Origin of the sequence: Silvanigrella paludirubra, from assembly GCF_009208775.1 — a bacterium.
Classification (GTDB): Bacteria; Bdellovibrionota_B; Oligoflexia; order Silvanigrellales; family Silvanigrellaceae; genus Silvanigrella; species Silvanigrella paludirubra.
Map to the genome: position 1 here is coordinate 351,325 of NZ_WFLM01000001.1, position 19,380 is coordinate 370,704.

Here is a 19,380-nt window from a genome sequence, read left to right on the forward strand (position 1 = left end):
TTTTAGCAGAAGCGCCAGCAGAGAGAGAGAATGTAGCAACTAAGCTGGTTAGATTTGTCCCAAAAGGCATGACAACATTGACATTATTTCCAGAGATTGAGCTAGAGATTTGAGAAGGAATTGAAAATGCAGTCAATTGAGCGGCTGAGTTTGAGGCGTTTGTAACAGTAACAGTGTAGCTGTTGTTAGAAACTCCATCTTGAGCAGTAATTGTATAGGTAACAGGGTTGGTAAAATCATTAGCGGTAGTGGTGCTAACTTGTGTAGTTCCATTAATTTTAGCAGAAGCGCCAGCAGAGAGAGAGAATGTAGCAACTAAGCTGGTTAGATTTGTCCCAAAAGGCATGACAACATTGACATTATTTCCAGAGATTGAGCTAGAGATTTGAGAAGGAATTGAAAATTCATTAATATTAGGATGCTGTAAGGGAGGTTTAGGTTCTGGTATAATTGGGAAACAACTAACAACTAATATAAATAATTGAAATGATAATGCTATAAGAATTTTTATTCGTTTCATATTTTACTCAGATAAATCTTATTACTTTATTTATTTTAATATATTTTGAAATTAAAAGTTAAAAATATTTAATTATAAATTAATAGGAAAAATATACATTAAAAAAATTAAGCTTAAAAAATCTAAATGATTTTTAAAATTAATAACTTATTGGAATTATTATTAAGCGCAAATAAGTATCTGAATTTACTTGATTAATTGTTATTAAATTCCATATCTTATAATTTAATAATTTTTCATCGTCAAATTATAATTACGGCAAATATTTCACTTTTGTAGTTTCTATCAAAAAATAAAAATAATATTACGTTATTTAATTTTTAATAATAGATTAAATATTTTTAAAATATGATAAAATTATAACAACGGATTGAATATTAAAAAAAATTACGAAGTAAAGTAAATATTTTGATAAGGAACAAAATGTTTAAACAAATTTTAATTTATTTTGAATTGTTATTACTAACAATATTTTTTCCCCAATTTAGCTTAGCTGATGAAGTTTTAGATTCTCAAGTTTGCAGCTTTGCAAAAGAGATTAAACTACAGAATGAAGATCGTGAATTACAGCAATGGAAAGTTGAAAATACCAGCTTACCAGTATTAACCTACACTCATGAGATTTTACCTGTGTATTTAGGAGGGACAATATTTCAGAATAATAATGAAAGATTTAATATTTACACATTACCATATTATTTTAATCTAGGATACGCTAACTTTATTACAGATAATCTTGGCCTTTTGAAAATATCAAAACAAAATTTTGGAGTTTGGTATTTATTGCCTTCTTCAGATCTTGTAGTTCAAGGTTCATCAGAAAAAAATAATTATGCTAAATATGCCAAATTAAATTTTGGAAGTGTAAGAATTAAAACATTTAAAATTAATTATAATCATGATTTTAAAAAAAATAGTATAGTCTTAGAAACAAATGAAATTCGAATACTTATTGAACCTGGTTCTGATATATATATAGAAAGAGAGAATAAAGAAAACAAGTTTTATACTAAAATAATACTTTTTTGTGGAAACGTAAAAGTAATAAAAAATCAAATAAATCTTAATCCTGGAATTGAATATACAATTTATAAAAATAGTTATTTAAATTATCAAAGAAAACCAGATAGTTCTAAAATAGAAAATATATATGCATTAACAACATTGCCGATAATATTCGAAAATTTATCAAGAAATATTGATTATAAAAATAATAAAAATTTATTTGATATTATTTTAAATATAGGTTATTCAAATATTCGAATTTTTGAAACAACTTATACAGGATATAACGCAAAAATTAGCATCTTAATACCTTTGTTAGATTTATATAATTCTGTTAAATATGTTTTAGGAGTTAATACTCGGTTAGAGGAGACTAAGAGAAATTCATTAATTGGAAATTATAAATTAGAAAGTAAATTAAATTCTTTAGAGTTCGGAATTGAAAATGGTTTAAAATATAAGCCAGTAACTGAATTTACAGGATTTATATTATCTTCATTTAATTATTCACCTTTAACAATGTATAGTAATAATTATTCAATTTCTGGCATATCGATTAATAATAATCCTAAAGTTAATAAAAATATGAATTTAGGTATTACTTTAATTGGGATTTATAATATTTTTGATAATTTTGGCTTAGGTGGAAGTATTTATTCTGCTATAGGATATCTTGATTATAGTGAGGATAACTCTAATGGGTATAATTTTACTGGAAATTCAGGTTTATATTTTATTTATAATTTTGATTTATCAATTTATTATTTATTTTAGAATAAATTTTCATTAAATAAAAATATCAATATATACTTATGAAATTAATATTTTTATTATAAAATGTTCTTAATTTTATGAGTCTAAAGGATTTCTTATCATCATAATTTAATTATAAGCTTTTTTTAAATATTTACTGGTGTTAAATTTGTAAAATATATTTTTGTGATTATTGTACCTGAATTGTCTATGTAAATATTTGTAATTTATACAAAAAATATGAATGAGATGATGTCAAAATTACTATTTAAAGTTCAAAAGTACAATTGTTAAATCTAACGTTAATTTAGAATTAATTGTGGAAGATATTTTTGACAATAGGACAAATATAACTCAAATAATGGCTCCAAGATCTTCTCGCTGTATTGAGAATTCCCTTTTCCATAAAGTGGACTTAAGGATGCTTCTAAGCAACAATGCTAGGTGTTGGTTGGGATTAATTTTGGAATGGATAAATTAGGTTCAGAGGTTTCTGCAATTTATTCATTTACAGACACCTATACTTTTGGGAGAGATGAATCAAAATCAACCGCAGAGAAATTTTCGCCTGAAGCAGGTGGGATTTTTTTGTTCCACCAAACACGTGTATGAAAGTATCCATGTATGGAAAATTAGCAAAAATAAAAGCGGAAATTGAATATACTGTTACTTTATCAGGGCAAATGGCTGTAAATTATAATTTTCATTAGCTTGGGCATTCGATATAAGACACCTATTAGAATTTGTTCAATTACCAATTACCAAATCAATTAAATAGGAATTAGAAACCAGTAATGTTTTTAATACGTTTGTTGAAATTTCTGATTCACTCTAATGAAGAGTGTGATTCATATAGAGAGAATCAGAAAAAAAGCAATTAAGCGGTACGAATTTCAATTTTTTTAGCTTCAGTTTGAATATATTTTTCTATTTTAATAGTTAGAATACCGTCTTTAAATTGAGCATCTGTAACCTCAGGATTTGCTTTTTCAGGAAACTCAATCGAACGACTAAATTTTCCAAAACTCCTTTCATTTCTAAATACGGTTGTTTCGTTATTTATTTCCGCTTTTTTCTTTTCACCATAAATTGTTAATATATTTTTTTCAATCAAAATTTGAATATCTTTTTGTTCAACTCCTGCTAATTCGGTTGTAACTATATAATGTGTTTTTGTCTCAAAAATATCTATATTAGGTTTAAACCAAACTTCTCCTTTTTCTTCTGTTTCCGTATTTTTAATATGGTCTTTAAGAATAGAATGTAATAAAGTACCAACTTCATTGTGAAATCCAAAAAAAGGTAACGAATTATTTTTATTAGAACAATGTCTTCTAATGCTATTATAATACATGATATTTCTCCTAGAAATATTTTTAATTTAATGGAGTTTTTCTTCCTCCACATAAGTAAACATAATCGATAAAATTGTTTGTAAAGCTTTTTCAATTAATAAAATTTATAATTTATTTAATTTTAGGGTACTTGACAATTTAAATATATGATTACATTTGCTATTTATACATAAAATTTTTAGATAGTGGAATTGAAGCAGTGCAACCAGAAGTTGAGGATAAGGGGCAATAACCTTCCGTATCATAATAATAAACATTTAAATTATAACTTGAGCCAGAAGAAAGATTTGGCGAAGTAATTAATCCAATATCAGGGTAATAATTATTGCATATTTGATAGTTCGAAAATGGTGAAATTGGATTATTATTACTATCTAGAATTTGGCACATGATAACTAATTTTCTTCTGTAAATTAAATCATACTGATTTTCGGTTTGTGTATAATTAGGGTATAAGCTTGCGAAACCTGTATCGTAGTCTGGAGAATTTAAAGTAGCAGAAGTAATATCTGGGAATCTTGGATTTTTTAGTAAAGTATCTCTTCTTTGGGCAATTGTAAAACCATCTCCTAAGAAGCTATCTGTTTGATCGTTCATTGCAGTCAATGATCCGCTAGCCATTTTCATAAAATAAAACTGTGCCTTTGAAGCACCTCTTGCTAAAGTAGGTTTAAAATTTTGTGTGGTACCATCACTTAATACTACATTAAAATAAAATTGTTTTGAATTGTTATAAACAGGAAGATCGACAGCAAATCTTCCTAAAGAGTCGGTAGTGCCATTTTCAGGGATCCCTTTGCATGGATTATATATTTTTTGATTACTAATGGGATCGACATAATATACTTGAGCGTTTACAGCAGGGTTTCCAGAAGCATCGATTATTATAAATCCAAAATGATCAAATGAAAATTCTGTAAATGGATTTGGAAAATTTATATTTATTGAACTTGTACTGCTATTTATGGTGAAATCGGATTCAAATTCAGTATACAATACCTTATTATCATCTCCAGAACTATTATTTGAGCCACTATTATCACATGTAGTTTGAGATGATTTTAAACCATCAGCTAAATATCCAATTTTAATATGAATTGATCCTGTTGGCAATTGAACACTATTTGAGCCTGAGTTTAAAGTTGTTTGTAGATTAAATCCACTTGAATTTGTAATTTGAATAGGAATTTGTCTAGTTATAAAAGAAGTATAGCTAGAAGAGCGGTTATGATTATTTAAGCTTGGAGCATTTACCTGAAAGTTTATGGATTGCCCACTATAATGATGGCAAGAAATAAAATTGTTTGAAAGGATTATAAATAAACATAAAAACAAATATTTTTGAAATATTTTTATGGTATTCATTGAACTCCTTTCCGAAAAAGTTTGTTAATATTATTCAAATTTTTTATCGGTTTTCATGGTTTTTAGTTGATTTTTCATGATGTTTAGATTTTTTTATATTTCATATATGAATTTATTCGTTATTTTTATATAAATTCACTTTTTATAAAAAATAATGTCAAATTAGCTTCAGTTTTTAAGAATGATTTTAACATCCTCTAAATTATTTGAAGCGATAAAATTTTCAGAGTCCATAAGTTTTGCTTCAATTATTAATTTTTTATCAAATTTATTTAAAAATTCAAAAATATTTGCGACTGGTTTATTACAGTTTTGAATTGGCAAAAGAATAATTTTTTGATCATCGTGATTTATTTTTGAAAATTGGCAATAAACTATAAAACTTCTTTTTGTGATTAAATCATAGCTATTTATTACAATATTATCTGTTAAGTTATCTAGTAAAGATAAATTACCATCTTCTTGATTTGGTATTTGAATTTTGAAATTAGGAATATCTGGAAATCGAGGATTTTTATTTAAAATATCTCTTCTATAAGAAATACTAGTTCCATCTTCTAGAAAACTTTCTGTTTGTTCGTCATAAGAAGAGATCAAATTATTTGACATATTCAACTTATAAAATTGTGCTTGGTTTTTTTGGGGGTTAAAAGAAAATAAAAACTCTTTAGAAACTTCATCTTCTTCTAGTATTACCTGTAACTTTAATTGTGAAGAATAATTATAAATCGGAAGATCAACTGCGATTCTACCTTCATCATCGCTAATATCACTTAATGGAATATGAGAACAGGGGTCTTTTATTTTTTCACCACTAATGGAGTCTACATAAAAAATTTTTGCATAGCGTGCAGGATTTCCTTGCATATCATAAATTTTAAATCCAAAATGTCCAAAAGAAATAGATTGAAGTGGATTTTGAAATTGAATTTTTATAGAATCATTATTTATTATGTTTTCAAAATCGCTATTAAATTCTGTATAATAAAATGATTTAGAAATAAAAGAATTTGTTTCAGTTTCGTTATTATCACAAATATCAGATGATTCGTTTTGGATTATTTTAGCAAAAAATCCGACCTGTATATGAAATTTTCCATTTGGTAGTTCTATTGAGTTTGTTTCTGAATTTAAATTTTTTTGTAAAATAACACCAGATAAATTTGTAATTTTGATAGGAATTAAAATAGGAATTATAGAAGAATCTTCTGATAAACCATTTGAATTATGCAGCGAAAGTAAATCTATATTTACTGTTGTTGTCGATCCTAGCTTATGACTACATCCAAGCAACAAACAGCAAAAAAAAGAAATAAGAAAAAGCTGAAAAATTTTCATAACTCATCTCAAATTAAAATAATATTGGTTATTTTTTTCAAATGAGTTATCGCCAATAATGTCAATAAATTAATACATAATGAAAATTTTATTCGTCGATAATGTGAAGAATATATCTTTTATTTTGTTTAGCAGCTCCGCAATTTAATATAGTTCTAATGGCATCAGCTGTTCTACCGCTTTTACCAATTATTTTTCCTACATCTTCTTTTGCCACTTTTAATTCAATTACATTTGTTTGAGCGCCATTAATTTCGTTAATTTCAACCTTGTCTGCATTATCTACAAGTGATTTAGCTACATATTCAATTAATTCTCGCATGGAAGACGCAGAGGAGGTGGACATAGTTGGAAACTCCTTCCTAAAAAGTAACAGGACAGCAGGAACAAGCAAATTCACGGACGGAACTTTATCGGTTCAAAGCCTGAAATGCTTTAGTAACCAAAATAAATTTATATTTCAACACAATGTAAGCCCACTCAAGTTCTATGGCAAGTAAACGATACCTTAACTGTCGTATTGTATGGGGGTTGGATTTTGTCTTCTGGGCAGTTTGAGCTAAAAAATGGAAATTTATTTGTTCTCGCTGAAGCTGCTGGCGGCGTTTATAATGGCAGTCAACTCCGACTTATTTGTGATGTTGCAGATGATGTTTCTGTCTTTCTTAAAGTGACAGAAGATCAACGAATTGGTTTTATGGTACCAAAAGAGAAGCTTTTGGAGTTGCATGCAAAATTATCAAAATCAGGGATTTTATTAAAACATTATCGCAACCATTCTATTTTATCTCCTAAGGCTTGTTTAGGTGAGCTTTGCTCAAAATGCGAGCAAGATGCTTTAGGAGATGCTATAGAAATTTCACCTATGTTGAATGAAAAATTTAAAGAATCTTTTCAAGCTTTAAATATTGGTATGAACGGTTGTGCAACCGCATGCGTGGCATCTGCAACAGATGATATTCATGTTATTGGTGAAAAGGGTGGTTACCGTTTATTTATTGGTGGAAGAATTTCAGATAAACCAAAATTAGCTGAATATGTTGCAGAAGGAATACCTAGACCAAAAATTGGTGAAGCTATTTCGATCATGCTCGACACCTATTCACAAAATAAACAAGAAAATGAATCTTTAGCAGATGTTGTTGCAAGAATAGGTTTAAATACATTTAAAGAATCTATTCAAAAAGCAGGATTTTCAAATCAAAATGGGGAACCTGCTCAGGTTGAAGAATCTAAAAGCGCAGAGCCAGAAGAATTAACAGAAGATACCGCAGCTGTTCCTTTAACAGAATCTCCTTTAGAAGAACCATTAAATAAACAAAATGAAGAAATTCCACCCGCAGCAGAAGAAGCGATAGCAAGCGATGCACCGCCAGCAGCAGAAGAAGCGATAGCAAGCGATGCACCGCCAGCAGCAGAAGAAGCGATAGCAAGCGATGCACCGCCAGCAGCAGAAGAAGCGATAGCAAGCGATGCACCGCCAGCTGAAGAAGAAGCGATAGCAAGCGATGCACCACCCGCAGCAGAAGAAGCGATAGCAAGCGATGCATCACCCGCAGCAGAAGAAGCGATAGCAAGCGATGCATCACCAGCTGAAGAAGAAGCGCCTTTAGAAATAGCGGCTGTAGAGGCTACTCCTTCCGAAATTACACCTGAAGAACCTCCTTTAGAGGTTGCAGGAGCAGAAACAGTACCTGTAGAAACAGCTTCGGTAGAAGAAGCTCCTTTAGAGGTTGGAGAAGAAACCGCTCCTGCGGAAGAGGCTCCTTTAGAAGTAGCAGGTGTAGAAGAAGTTCCTAAAGAAAACGAGTCTGTTACTGAAGAAATTTCTCCTCCATCGGACGATGCTGTTGCGACAGATACCGCTGAAGGAGAAGTCCCAGTAGGGGAGGAAACTATGAAAGAAGAAGAAATTGCGGTTGGAGAAGAGCCTGCAATCGAAGCGGCGGGAAGTGAGCCTCCCGCAGATGCCACTAGCGAAGAAAAACCTTCAGTAGAAGTAAAAGATCTTGATATTGTTGATGATACGGCAACTTCTGAAGCTCCTCCTACGGACGCGCCTTCAGAATCCCCTGCAGAAGAAGCGGCTGCACCGGGAGGAGAAGAAAGTACACCAGAGCCCATTGATCATGGATTAGGAGAAGATACAACTATTCAGGCTGGAGAAATTCCACCTCCAGCAGAAGAAGTTATAAGTGAAGATTCTGCCGCACCGATGGGTCTCGATGAGGATGTTAAATCAGAGAATGTAAATTCTGGAAATAAAATATCTATTCAAGTACGTGGTAAATATTTTATGGTTATTTTATCGGATGGCTCTGATTTTAGAATTCCATTTAAGACAATTGCAGATGGAAAAACGTTTGAAATGCAAATTGAAGACGAAACATTTATTATTGAAAATAGCAATGGTAAAATGCAAATTAAATACGGCGATGTTGAGATGCATGTCCCTTTGAATCATGCATCTGCTTCAGAATCTGATGAATCTGAGGGTGCCGCTTAGACTTCGCTATTTTTTCTACAATATCATGAACTTGTGGCATAAGTTGAGAGCTTTCTTCTGTCCAAATTAGTTTATTAGGAAAGTTTTTTTTATACCATTTTATTTTAATTTCTGTCTTTTCCGCATAAGTTTCATCACTCATCATTCCAAAATGTTCCCAATAAATTTCATTATTTCCTACATATAAAGTAAAATCAGGATAATACGTTTTTCCTCCTGCAGAAAGAGGAATTTCATATTTAAATTCAATTTTTTTTTCAAAAAGCTTTTCAGCAATAAATACTTCACTTTTACTTCTTACTTTAAGACCAAAAGAAGTCATAACTTGAGGTGTTCCAAAGGGAGACGATCTTCTTTGTGGACTATGAATACTAGATTTTTCTTTTGTTATACGAGTTGCTTTTAAATTTATTTTTTTCTTTTTTGATTTGCTAAAAAAATGGGTTATTTTTTGAAAAATATAGTGAATTATTAAAAATAACTTTGTTGTTAAAAAGAAAAAAAATATGGAAGAACTTAGATATAAAGTTACACTTAAAAAATGAATGTTATTTTTGTTTAAATATAAATACCCAGATATAAAAAAGATGTTTGCAAGAAAATTAATAAATTTAATTTTTAAGTTTTCATTTTTTAGAAGAAAAAAAATAGAAATATAGGTAATAATATAACATATTAATAAGGTAACTAGAAAAACTTGTGAAAATTGATTGATAAAATCATTCAAGAACTGAGGCAACATCCGTGTTTCCTAGTTATATTAGTTAGTTAAAAATTTAAGCCTCTGTTTTTTGATATTTTTTTACAAGTAAAAAACCACTTACAGAGCATAATATGATAGCCGCTATAACATCTATTGGCCAGTGTGCAAGAGCATAAATACGAGTGTACCCAACAAAAAAAGCGAGAGGTAAGGTAAAAGCAGCGTATTTCCAGCCATATCTTAATGATAAAAATATTGCCCCTGAAAAAGCTCCTGTAGTATGGCCACTAGGGAAGCTCATGGAGCCTCCTCTAGGTCTCATATCATTGATTCCAAATACTTGACTTAAGCCTAATTTAAAGGCCCAAGTAATTCCTACTACAACCAGTAGCAAACGTAGCATTTGAATTGTTCCCTCTTTATCTTTTTTCCAAATAACAGGAACTAAGACATACATGGGAATTGCAATTTGCAGAATTGTACCAATTATTTCTATCCATGTATTATACGATTCTTTTGAATTTATTATAATATTAATAATAAAAACAAATGATAAACATAAAAAATAAATTAAGTTTGTATTTTTTATTGTTGCTTTTTGCAAAATTTGTAATGACTTCGTTTTTATAGCAGTCATTCTTATTACCTTAATTTAAGATGGTTTAAAATAAATAATCCAAATTTCTCAGGAGTAAATCCGAAATGTTTTGCTAGATCTTGCGCTGGTGCAGAAGCTCCGAATGATTTCATTCCAAAGATAGCTCCATTTCTTCCAACAATTTCGCCCCAACTTTGAGTAGAACCCGCTTCTATAGCAATAATAGGAAGCTCTTTAGGTAACAAATTATTTAATGTAACAGGGTTTTCAACAAGCAATTGAGGAGCACAAGAACTGATGACACGGATTGAAAGTGTTACTTTATTTCCTGAGGCATTTTCAAGAGATTTATTCTCTAGCTCGCGAGCTGTTTGTAATGCTAAAGAAACTTCACTTCCTGAAGCAATTAAAACAATTTTTTCAGATTTTTCATTTTCAGAAAAATCTTTCAGCATGTAAGCTCCTTTAACTAAACCTTCTTTTACATTTTCCATTTTTCTAGGAGCTTGTAAATGATTGTCTAAATCTTCAAGATCTTGTCTTGTTAATAAAAGAGCAGTTGGTTTATTATAAGTTGCAACTGCATTTTCCCAAGCTACAAATGTTTCTAGAGTATCTGCAGGGCGATAAACTTGTAGGTCAGGAATTGCTCTTAATGAAGCAGCATGTTCGATTGGTTGGTGTGTAGGCCCGTCTTCACCAACGGCATAACTATCATGAGTTAATATAAATAGTGTTGGCGTTTTCATTATGGCAGCAAGTCGAATGGCTGGTCTCATATAATCAGAAAAGACAGCAAAGGTAGCGCAATAAGCTTGAAATCCGCCATGCAATGTAATTCCGTTACAAATAGCTGCCATTCCATGTTCCCTTACACCAAAGTGTATATTTCTACCTGAAAAATCTTTGCTATTGATAAAAGAGGTATTTGGTAAGGTTGTTAAGTTACTACCCGCTAAATCTGCTGATCCGCCAACAAGTCTTGGATTTTCTGCTGCCAATTCACATAATGCTTTTCCACTAGCAACTCGAGTTGCCATTTTTCCTTTTGCTAAAGCCCAAGATTCTGATTTTAAAGAAACAACAAATTGATCATTAAAATGAGTTTTCCATAATTCTAATTTATTGCTATTTGATTTTTGCCATTTTTGTTCTGTTTCTTTAAATGAAACTTCCCATTTATTGTATTTTTCTTTGCGGAAATGAATAAGCTTATGAGCTGATTCTATAAGGGAATCTGGGATATAAAATGGAGTTGTATTTTCAATGCCAAGATGTTTTTTGGCATCAATGACATCTTCTGCAGTCATGGGGTTTCCATGAATTTTAGGTTTTCCTTCCCATTTAGGTGAACCTTTCCCAGGAATTCCTTTGCAAACAATTAATGTTGGTCCTGTTTCTCCATTTGGTAAATTGGAGTTTTCGAATGCTTTTTCCATAGCTTTTGCTAAGGATAAAAAGTCATTTCCGTCGGCATGTAAAACATTCCATCCATAAGATTCATATCTTTTAGCGACATTTTCCGTAAATGAAATATCAATTGTTCCGTCAATTGTAATATTATTGGCATCATAAAGAGTAATTAAACGATTTAACTTATGGTGGCCAGCAAAACTACAAGCTTCTGAACTGACTCCCTCCATTAAGCAACCGTCTCCTGCAATAACAAATGTCCTGTGATCAATTAAAGAAGAATCTTTTTCATTAAAACGAGAAGCAAGCATGCGTTCTGCTAGCGCCATACCAACAGCGTGTGAAATACCTTGTCCTAAAGGACCTGTTGTGCATTCTATTCCAGGTGTGTGGCCATATTCTGGATGGCCTGCCGTGCTGCTTCCAAGTTGACGGAACTGGATAATTTCTTCTTTTGATAGGGAATATCCTGATAAATGGAGAAGGGCGTATTGAAGCATGCTTCCATGACCCGCTGATAAAACAAAACGATCGCGATCAATCCAATTTGGGTTACTTGGATTGTGATTCATTGCTGCAAAATAAAGAAGGGTGCCCATTTCAGCACCCCCCAAAGGCAATCCAACATGTCCTGATTTTGCTTTTAAAACAGCATCCATTCCTAAAATACGCACGGCAACGGCAATATTTTCTAAGTCTTTTTTATGATCTGAAACAAATTTCATAAACATAGCTGGAGTTCTCCTGCATGGGTTATTCTCTATAAAACGTGCCAAAACTACAATTAGATATCTATTTTATCAACAAGAATTAGGTTGTTTTTATTATGGGATGATTTTGTAAATTATTTTTTTTCTACAGTCCCTTTTTTAGGCATAGATTCAAAAATCATAGATTGGACATCGGAAGAGATGGCTTCAGAGAAACTTTTTACGGCATTATTAATTGCTTCTTGGTAACGTAAAACATGCAAATCGGGCGTCCATTGCATGTACTTTAGCGTATTACCGTCCGTATCTCCAATTTCATTAAAAACAACTTCAGGAATATTGTTTGCAGCATATTGTTTTGCCCACATTGTAGCACCACTATTTAGGTCAATCGCTTTCACTTGAACAACCAAAGAGATTTTCTCTTGTGAAGGAGATTTTGTGGGTTGATTATAAGATGTTGGTGAAGTTGTATTTGAATTGTTAAGTTCAGGATGAATAAGGGAGCATTTATAGGCGCCGCTGGCAACACTGGCTGTAGAGGGATTTTTGCAATCTTCAATGGCGACAATGCTTTGTTTTCTATCAAGAATTTTAATTTGTAAAGCCCATCTTGCATTTTCAAGATCCGTCATTTGAATATCTGTTCTCAATGCCATTTTTTGTCTAACAGACTGCGATAATCTGCTAGAATTACCAGAATAAATAGATGAATCTTTGGCAGAGGGAATATAAACTTTGGAAAATTCTTCTGGAATATAATTTTGTTTATTGCTGAAGCCTACTGCGCAGCTATTCAATATTAAAGAAATAATTGATATTGAAAATACAAAGTGTTTCATATTTGTTACTTTTTGAGTGAATTAATTTTTGTATTTAATCTTAAAATATTATTTATTCGCTAAGCCCAAGTAACTTTAAAAGAGTTCCTTCTTTATAAAGTTTATTGGTGTCATCAAAACCGCCTATAAATTTATCATTAATAAATATCATAGGAACAGTACGCCATCCATTATTCTCCATAGATAATTTTGCACGGAGATCGGGATCATCATCTAAGTTGATTTCTTCAAAATCTACATTTAGTTTTTTAAATAGATTTTTCGCTGCATTACAATAAGGACAAACTTTTGTGGTGTAAATTTTGACTCTATTCAAATGGGATACTCCTTTTATTAAACAATTAAACCCTATTAGAAATAAAACAGAGTTTATTGCGAATAGTAATACTAAGTGATACGTGTTGTCATCCTTTCTTGTGATTTCGGTAATTTATTTTTTAAGCTTGTGTATTTTTTTTTGAGTTGTATTATCAGGGTTTAAAATTATGCACCAAAGGGTGTGTTTTTATTTATTAGAGCAAATGAGGATAGTATCATGCATGTAATCTGGAAAAGGCCTGATGGTTTTCAAAATGCCTTGCCTGACGACTTTCGTAGAATTGCGTTGAGTAATGGAGCTCATCTATGGCTTCACAGACATGAACTGGATTGGTATCCCTTTCAAGTTAGTGGCGACTGGGAAGGACAAGATCAAACAAAACGTTTGAATCGTTTAGTAAATATGCTAGATGCCCCTCAATCCTCTTGGAAAGCCTATTTAGAACAAATATCAGATGATGACTTTGAATTAAAAGAAGGTCAGTCTTTTACGGAAATAACCAAAACACTTATTGCATGGGTTACTGAACTAGAACAATCGGCAAAAGGCCATACTTGGGAAATAGAAATCGTTCGTTGTGCCCTTCATGATGTTTTAGAAAAACTTCAAAAATTCATTTAATACTTTACTTCTTTTATTTTGTTATCGTATATTTCTTTTAATGTGAACTTATCTTTCATAGTTCCTCTTATAAATATAATATTTTCTCCATTATATGGAGAAATATTAAATTCTTTAGTCTCTTCGATATTCATTATTTTTAATATATCGTTTTTATTGTAATGGTCTCTGCTACCAATAATGATAAACTTACAATTTGCTAAATCATATAGCTTGTCACGCCAAGAGTAAAAAGAAGTATTCACAAAGTCAAAATTATAAACACGCGGTTTATTTTCAAAATGAAAAGCGAGCTGTGCGGCCCAATACCATTTTAAAGAAGCAATTTGATATTGATTTGTGCAGTTTTGACTTTCAATGGTTTCATAATAGGGAGCGCTTTTTATTTCTATATTTTCTTGATTTAAAAGTTGTTTTTGTAAATCAATCCATGCATAAGCTTGAAAAAGGTCGTCCGCATTTCCTTTGACAAAAGTATATCCCTTAATAAGCAATAGATTAAACTTTGGAAAACATAAAATACTTGGGATCACTACGGATAGAAATAAAGTAACTTTAAATAATCGAATCCATGTACTTCTATTTTTCCCTGTCAGTGGATTCCAAATAAGAACAAATGAAGGGATTAATAATAAAAATCCAGGCATAGTCCAATGGGGTAATGCCTGTTTACCTAAAGCAGAGCTTAAAATAATCGTAAATAAAATTAAAAATGGGATAGTTGTTAAAAGATTTATTGATTTATAATAAGATTTCTTTAAAATTCCTTTTATCGAAAAATAAAATAAAGGAATAAAAAACCAAGGTAATAAATAAAAAATAGTTCCAAAAATATATTTTAAAAAAGGTTTATAGTGAAAAGAAAATCCAGAAAAACCGTGTTGGCTTTGAAAATGAAATGATGCATAATTATTTAAATAATTCCAAATAAAAACAGGGCTCGACACAACTACAGCTGCAATAGCGGTTACAAACCAAAATGAAAAATCATGAAAAGAATTTCTTACTCCACGCAATATAAGTGATGCAAGAAAAAAGCCCACAGCTATGGGTAGGGCATGATATTTTGATAAAGCAGCGATGCCAAGAAAAATACCAAAAAAGAAACCATATTTTATAGAAAGAGAAGTTTGATTTTTATTTGATATTAAAAATGCTTTTAAAATAAAATATAAAGCACCAGAAATTGCGAATAAAAGTGATGCATCAGGCAATAAAATGATACCTTCCAAATTAAATACTGGTGCTAATTGGAACAGAATTAAAGCGCATAATGCATTTTCATTTGTGAAATTTTTTTGATTTATTTCCGCAATTGTCTTAGAACTCAATAATATAAAAATAGAAGAGAATAAGTGTAAAAAGGGAAGAAAAAACCGCGCTCCAAAAGATCCCTGAAATAAAAGTCCTCCTAAATAGGAAATCCAAGAGACAAAAGGAGGCGCATCGATGTAACTTAATTGAATATGTCGAGACCAATCCCAATAATATACTTCGTCATTTGCCATTGGAAAATAAGCAGACCATATTAGCCTTAATATTAAAAAAAGAGAAAGTGTTAACCATAAATAAAAGTTTTTTAATTGAAAAGGTTGTTTCAAATAAATTGGGGTTAGAAGATTTTTTAGAGCTTCTTTTTTTATCACAAAGAATCCTTTAGTAGTTATATTATGAAATTAAAATTCTTAAAAACCAAATCAAATATAAAAAATTCAAATATTATTTCATATCTGAGAACTATTTTTTATATTTTAAATAACAATTTGTAAATTGTGTCCTTACAAAATCAGTTAAAATAAAAATTGATTAAATTTTAAGCAATTCAATGCGCCATTTTTCAAGCTCTTATTTTTGAAGATTTTGAAATTCATAATAAAATTATGTAAAGTTACTGACAGAACATTAAAATGATAGCTTCATTTAAATATTATAGGTTTGAAATTATGCTTAAAAAGTGTTTGCCCATTGTGATTTTAATTTCTTCTACTCCATTTTTGGCCTTGTCACAAACAATGCCTCAAAATAGTGCACAAGAGAATAAAATTTTAGTGAAAGGAATTATTAGACCTTTAGGAAGTGTAAGTCCTATTGGAGACGCTTTGATTTTTGACCAAAGTAATAAAGAAGTGACAACTAGATCGGATAAAAATGGAAATTTTTCGATTTTAGTAAGTAAAACTTCTAAAGGTGTCGTCATTCGAGCGGATAATTATCAGGACTTAATTATAAAAATAGAAAATGGAAAATTAGAAAGCGAATCTCCATATTCTTTAGAGCCAGCGCCAGAGTACAGTGGTTACGGAATTATTCGTGCAAAAAGAAAAAACGAAATATCACAAAATTCGTTTAATGGAGATGAGATTGCACATACTGCGGGTGTGGCAGGAGATGCAGTAAAAACACTTCAAACATTACCTTCTGTTTTGCCTGCAAGTCCAGGTAGTGCAGATATTGTTGTGAGAGGTGGTCTTCCTGGCGATAATTCATATTATTATGATGATTTATTGTTACCTTTTGTATTTCATTTTGGCGGTGCTCAAACCATCATTCCCTCACGAATGATTGAGTCCATGGATTTTTATCCTGGAGCATTTAGTGCAAAGTATACAGATACTCTTGGTGGCGTTATTCAATTAAAAAGTCCAGGAAATATTCCACAACGCACTTCTGGGGAATTTGAATTAGGAATGATTCAAAGTGGAATTTATTTAGAAGGAAATGCATTTTCAAAAAACTCAGATGTGAAAACAAATGAATCAGAAACAAATAATAATCAAGAAGCAACAAAAACGACAACATCAGAAAAAGACAATGATGCTATTGGTTATCGTTTAGGAGTGAGAAGAACTTATTTAGAATTATATAAACCACTAATTCAAAAATTAGCAAATAATTCGAGTTTTGTTACCATACCACAAGCAACAGATTATCAATTTGTTTTTAATGGAAATCACTCTAACGGAACATGGCAAGCTTATTTATTAGGAGCTGCTGATAGAGCTTCTTTATCTGGAAATCTTGGTAACAGCGATACTGCATCTGGAAAAGATAGTTTTAGCATTTATAACTACACAGAAGTATCTGGTGTAAGGTATAATTTAAATTTAAAAGATGGATATGGTTTACATTTTACATTTGAACAACGTTACTTAGTTTTTCAACAAGATATTTTTGGGGACCAAATAGATGCTCGAAGCCATTTATTTGTTTTTGGAGTTTCACTTGATAAAAAAATAAATGAACTACTCACATATTCGATTGGAATTAGACCTAAGTATGTTCATAACTCTGTTGGGATTGATGTTGTTCAGTATCCAAGTGGCGATCCTACTATTTATTTTGATCCAGAGCTTGCTCCTAGAGTAAAAAATACCATAAGTACAGATCAATTTTATGGAGATACATATTTAGATATTATTTATTCACCTATTAAAGAAATTAAAATAAATCCTGGAGTAAACGTATTAAAAGGACCAAGTACGAAACAATTATCTGTAGATCCAAGAGTTGGTGTTCGTTTTGACGTAACGGAGAGCCAAACATTAAAAGCAGCAGTTGGATATTATAGTCAGCTTCCAGCAATTCAATATACAATTCCCGGCTATGGAAATCCAGATTTACAATTAGAGAAAAATATTCAATATGTTGTTGGACATGAATCAAAATTTTTAGATAATTATTCTACTGATCTTCAACTCTGGTATAAAACAAGTGATAACTTAACTGGACCAGCAATAAATAATTCAAATAATAAGTACGAAAATTCAATTCAATCTCGAGCAAAAGGGGTAGAGGTTTTTCTAAAGAAGAAACCTTCAGATTTTTGGTTTGGATGGATTAGTTATGGTTTGAGTTTAGCAGAGGTAAGAGATCCTGGTTCTGGAATCTGGAGAAACTCAGATTATGATAGAACACATTCATTAAATATTGTTTATGGACAAAAAATTACAAGTAGATGGAATGCAGGAGCTCGTTTTCAGTATATGACTGGGTCTCCATATTCTTCTGTTTCAGGAGGAACATATAATCAAAATACAGGTGTTTATTCTCCTTCTCCCGATGGAAACACTTATTTAGTAAATAAAAATGATGTTAGAAATCCTTATTATATGGAAGTTGATTTTAGAACAGAGTATGACTTTTTATTTAAAGATTGGACATTAACATCTTATTTAAACATTTTAAATTTATTTAACAGAAGTAACGTAACAAATACAACATTTAATCGTGATTATTCTAAAACAGTTTCTGTTACAGGTTTGCCAATAATACCATCAATTGGAGTTATAGCTAAATTTTAATATATAATTAAGGAATAAAAATGTTTAAAAAAACGAATTATTTTTACTTTTTTTCGATTTTTGTAATCTTATTAATGAACTCTTGTAGTGATACAGATAATAGTTATTATAAAATTAATAAAGTTAGGGTAGTTGCTTCTTTATTTCAAAATAGTACTGTCTTTCCGTCTGGAATAACTTCTAATACTTCTACTCAACAATTTCCTTTGCGGTTAACAAATTCTTCTACATCATGTGCAACTACTCATTTTTATATTGTTGCTATTTCTCCAACCTCAGAAACTCCAACAATTACAATAAATGGAATCGTTTTATTTGCAATTGGAGCTAATTATTTAAGCGGAGGAGCTGGAGCAAGAGGTGTATCTGCTGGTACTACAGGAACAAATATTGCATCATCGTTCTTTTTTTCTTCTTCAACATCAACTGCTATTCAAACAACACCATTTCGTGTTACATTATTTGATTACACCGTTAATTGCTCTAACTTAACAGAAACAAATTTAACATCATATATGAACCAAGTGGGAGATATTCCTGGATTCCAATTAAGTTATACGGTAAACACAGGCTCTTCAAGTGATCAGGGGTTTTATTCTTTTTACTTTTTACCTGATCCAACAGCATCTTGGTGGTCTTCGACATCGTTTCCTTCGGCTGTTTCTTCCTCTAAAAAAACTTCAATACAAAATGGTTTAGCTGTAACAAATAATCCAATCCAAATTTCAAGTATATCACCAACAGGTTCAACTATTTCAGGTGGAAATGATAATTCAATTAACGCAAATATTACAATTCCTTCCATTCCATCACCAAGAGATTCTTCAAATTCTATTTTTTCCGCGAAAAGCAGAGTGCAATGGTACGTTACTAGCGGAAATTTAAATTTAGATACGTCTGCTTCTACAACATGGAATCCTAGTGTAGGTTCAGGGAATAGCGCTGGTGGTTTTGTTATTGTAAGAGACTTATTGGGTGGAGTTGACTTTAAAATTCTCGGCCCCTTTACAACACAGTAACAATTTTCATAT

The 19,380-nt window shown here is 30.9% G+C and carries 17 protein-coding genes; 6 read left to right on the forward strand and 11 right to left on the reverse strand.

The annotated features are described in order from the left end of the window. A partial coding sequence (locus GCL60_RS17245; protein WP_202613983.1) for a DUF6242 domain-containing protein occupies window positions 1-520 on the reverse strand: 520 nt, incomplete at its 3' end. Between the two features lie 423 nt (window positions 521-943). Here GCL60_RS17245 and GCL60_RS01735 point away from each other — a divergent pair. Continuing rightward, window positions 944-2,299 carry an RNA polymerase beta'' subunit family protein gene (locus GCL60_RS01735; protein ID WP_153418136.1) on the forward strand — a complete coding sequence of 452 codons (1,356 nt, stop codon included), beginning with the start codon at window positions 944-946 and terminating at the stop codon, window positions 2,297-2,299. Window positions 2,300-2,746: 447 nt separating this feature from the next. Then, the gene (locus GCL60_RS01740; RefSeq protein WP_153418137.1) at window positions 2,747-2,890 is read left to right on the forward strand and encodes a hypothetical protein; all 144 of its coding nucleotides are present in this window, start codon (window positions 2,747-2,749) and stop codon (window positions 2,888-2,890) included. A 265-nt stretch (window positions 2,891-3,155) separates the two neighbouring features. On the opposite strand, the gene GCL60_RS01745 is transcribed toward GCL60_RS01740, so the two are convergent. The 4 genes from GCL60_RS01745 to GCL60_RS01760 all read right to left on the reverse strand — a co-directional run bounded on the left by GCL60_RS01745 (window position 3,156) and on the right by GCL60_RS01760 (window position 6,658). Continuing rightward, window positions 3,156-3,632, reverse strand: a complete 477-nt coding sequence (locus GCL60_RS01745) for an Hsp20/alpha crystallin family protein (protein WP_153418138.1) — start codon at window positions 3,630-3,632, stop codon at window positions 3,156-3,158. Window positions 3,633-3,792: 160 nt separating this feature from the next. Then, window positions 3,793-4,998 (reverse strand): hypothetical protein, encoded by a 1,206-nt coding sequence (locus tag GCL60_RS01750; protein ID WP_153418139.1) that lies wholly within the window; start codon window positions 4,996-4,998, stop codon window positions 3,793-3,795. Window positions 4,999-5,166: 168 nt separating this feature from the next. Then, window positions 5,167-6,336: a hypothetical protein gene (locus tag GCL60_RS01755; RefSeq protein WP_153418140.1), complete on the reverse strand. Its 1,170-nt coding sequence runs from the start codon at window positions 6,334-6,336 to the stop codon at window positions 5,167-5,169. Window positions 6,337-6,424: 88 nt separating this feature from the next. Further along, the gene (locus GCL60_RS01760; RefSeq protein WP_148698833.1) at window positions 6,425-6,658 is read right to left on the reverse strand and encodes a KH domain-containing protein; all 234 of its coding nucleotides are present in this window, start codon (window positions 6,656-6,658) and stop codon (window positions 6,425-6,427) included. Window positions 6,659-6,874: 216 nt separating this feature from the next. Here GCL60_RS01760 and GCL60_RS01765 point away from each other — a divergent pair, with 216 nt between their 5' ends. Beyond that, window positions 6,875-8,842: a hypothetical protein gene (locus GCL60_RS01765; protein WP_153418141.1), complete on the forward strand. Its 1,968-nt coding sequence runs from the start codon at window positions 6,875-6,877 to the stop codon at window positions 8,840-8,842. Here the strand turns inward: GCL60_RS01765 and GCL60_RS01770 are convergent. From GCL60_RS01770 to GCL60_RS01790, 5 genes are all read right to left on the reverse strand, one after another. Continuing rightward, window positions 8,760-9,584 carry a PDDEXK family nuclease gene (locus tag GCL60_RS01770; protein WP_153418142.1) on the reverse strand — a complete coding sequence of 275 codons (825 nt, stop codon included), beginning with the start codon at window positions 9,582-9,584 and terminating at the stop codon, window positions 8,760-8,762. The two genes, GCL60_RS01765 and GCL60_RS01770, sit on opposite strands and share 83 nt — an antisense overlap. 34 nt (window positions 9,585-9,618) lie before the next feature. Beyond that, window positions 9,619-10,182, reverse strand: coding sequence for a phosphatase PAP2 family protein (locus GCL60_RS01775; protein WP_153418143.1), 564 nt, complete (start codon window positions 10,180-10,182; stop codon window positions 9,619-9,621). A 5-nt stretch (window positions 10,183-10,187) separates the two neighbouring features. Next, a complete protein-coding gene (gene tkt / locus GCL60_RS01780) occupies window positions 10,188-12,287 on the reverse strand; it encodes a transketolase (RefSeq protein WP_153418144.1) in 2,100 nt (699 codons plus the stop codon). Window positions 12,288-12,400: 113 nt separating this feature from the next. Then, the gene (locus tag GCL60_RS01785; protein WP_153418145.1) at window positions 12,401-13,108 is read right to left on the reverse strand and encodes a hypothetical protein; all 708 of its coding nucleotides are present in this window, start codon (window positions 13,106-13,108) and stop codon (window positions 12,401-12,403) included. 52 nt (window positions 13,109-13,160) lie between these two features. Continuing rightward, a complete protein-coding gene (locus GCL60_RS01790; protein WP_153418146.1) occupies window positions 13,161-13,424 on the reverse strand; it encodes a glutaredoxin in 264 nt (87 codons plus the stop codon). 219 nt (window positions 13,425-13,643) lie between these two features. Here GCL60_RS01790 and GCL60_RS01795 point away from each other — a divergent pair, with 219 nt between their 5' ends. Then, window positions 13,644-14,048: a hypothetical protein gene (locus GCL60_RS01795; RefSeq protein ID WP_153418147.1), complete on the forward strand. Its 405-nt coding sequence runs from the start codon at window positions 13,644-13,646 to the stop codon at window positions 14,046-14,048. On the opposite strand, the gene GCL60_RS01800 is transcribed toward GCL60_RS01795, so the two are convergent. Then, window positions 14,045-15,694: an ArnT family glycosyltransferase gene (locus GCL60_RS01800; protein ID WP_153418148.1), complete on the reverse strand. Its 1,650-nt coding sequence runs from the start codon at window positions 15,692-15,694 to the stop codon at window positions 14,045-14,047. The genes GCL60_RS01795 and GCL60_RS01800 overlap by 4 nt on opposite strands. Window positions 15,695-15,991: 297 nt before the next feature. On the opposite strand from GCL60_RS01800, the gene GCL60_RS01805 reads away from it, so the two are divergent. Together GCL60_RS01805 and GCL60_RS01810 are read left to right on the forward strand one after the other, a co-directional pair. Beyond that, entirely contained in the window at window positions 15,992-18,349 is a 2,358-nt protein-coding gene (locus GCL60_RS01805; protein ID WP_161998037.1) for a TonB-dependent receptor, read from the forward strand. Between the two features lie 20 nt (window positions 18,350-18,369). Then, the gene (locus tag GCL60_RS01810; protein WP_153418150.1) at window positions 18,370-19,368 is read left to right on the forward strand and encodes a hypothetical protein; all 999 of its coding nucleotides are present in this window, start codon (window positions 18,370-18,372) and stop codon (window positions 19,366-19,368) included. The last annotated feature ends 12 nt before the right edge of the window (window positions 19,369-19,380 follow it).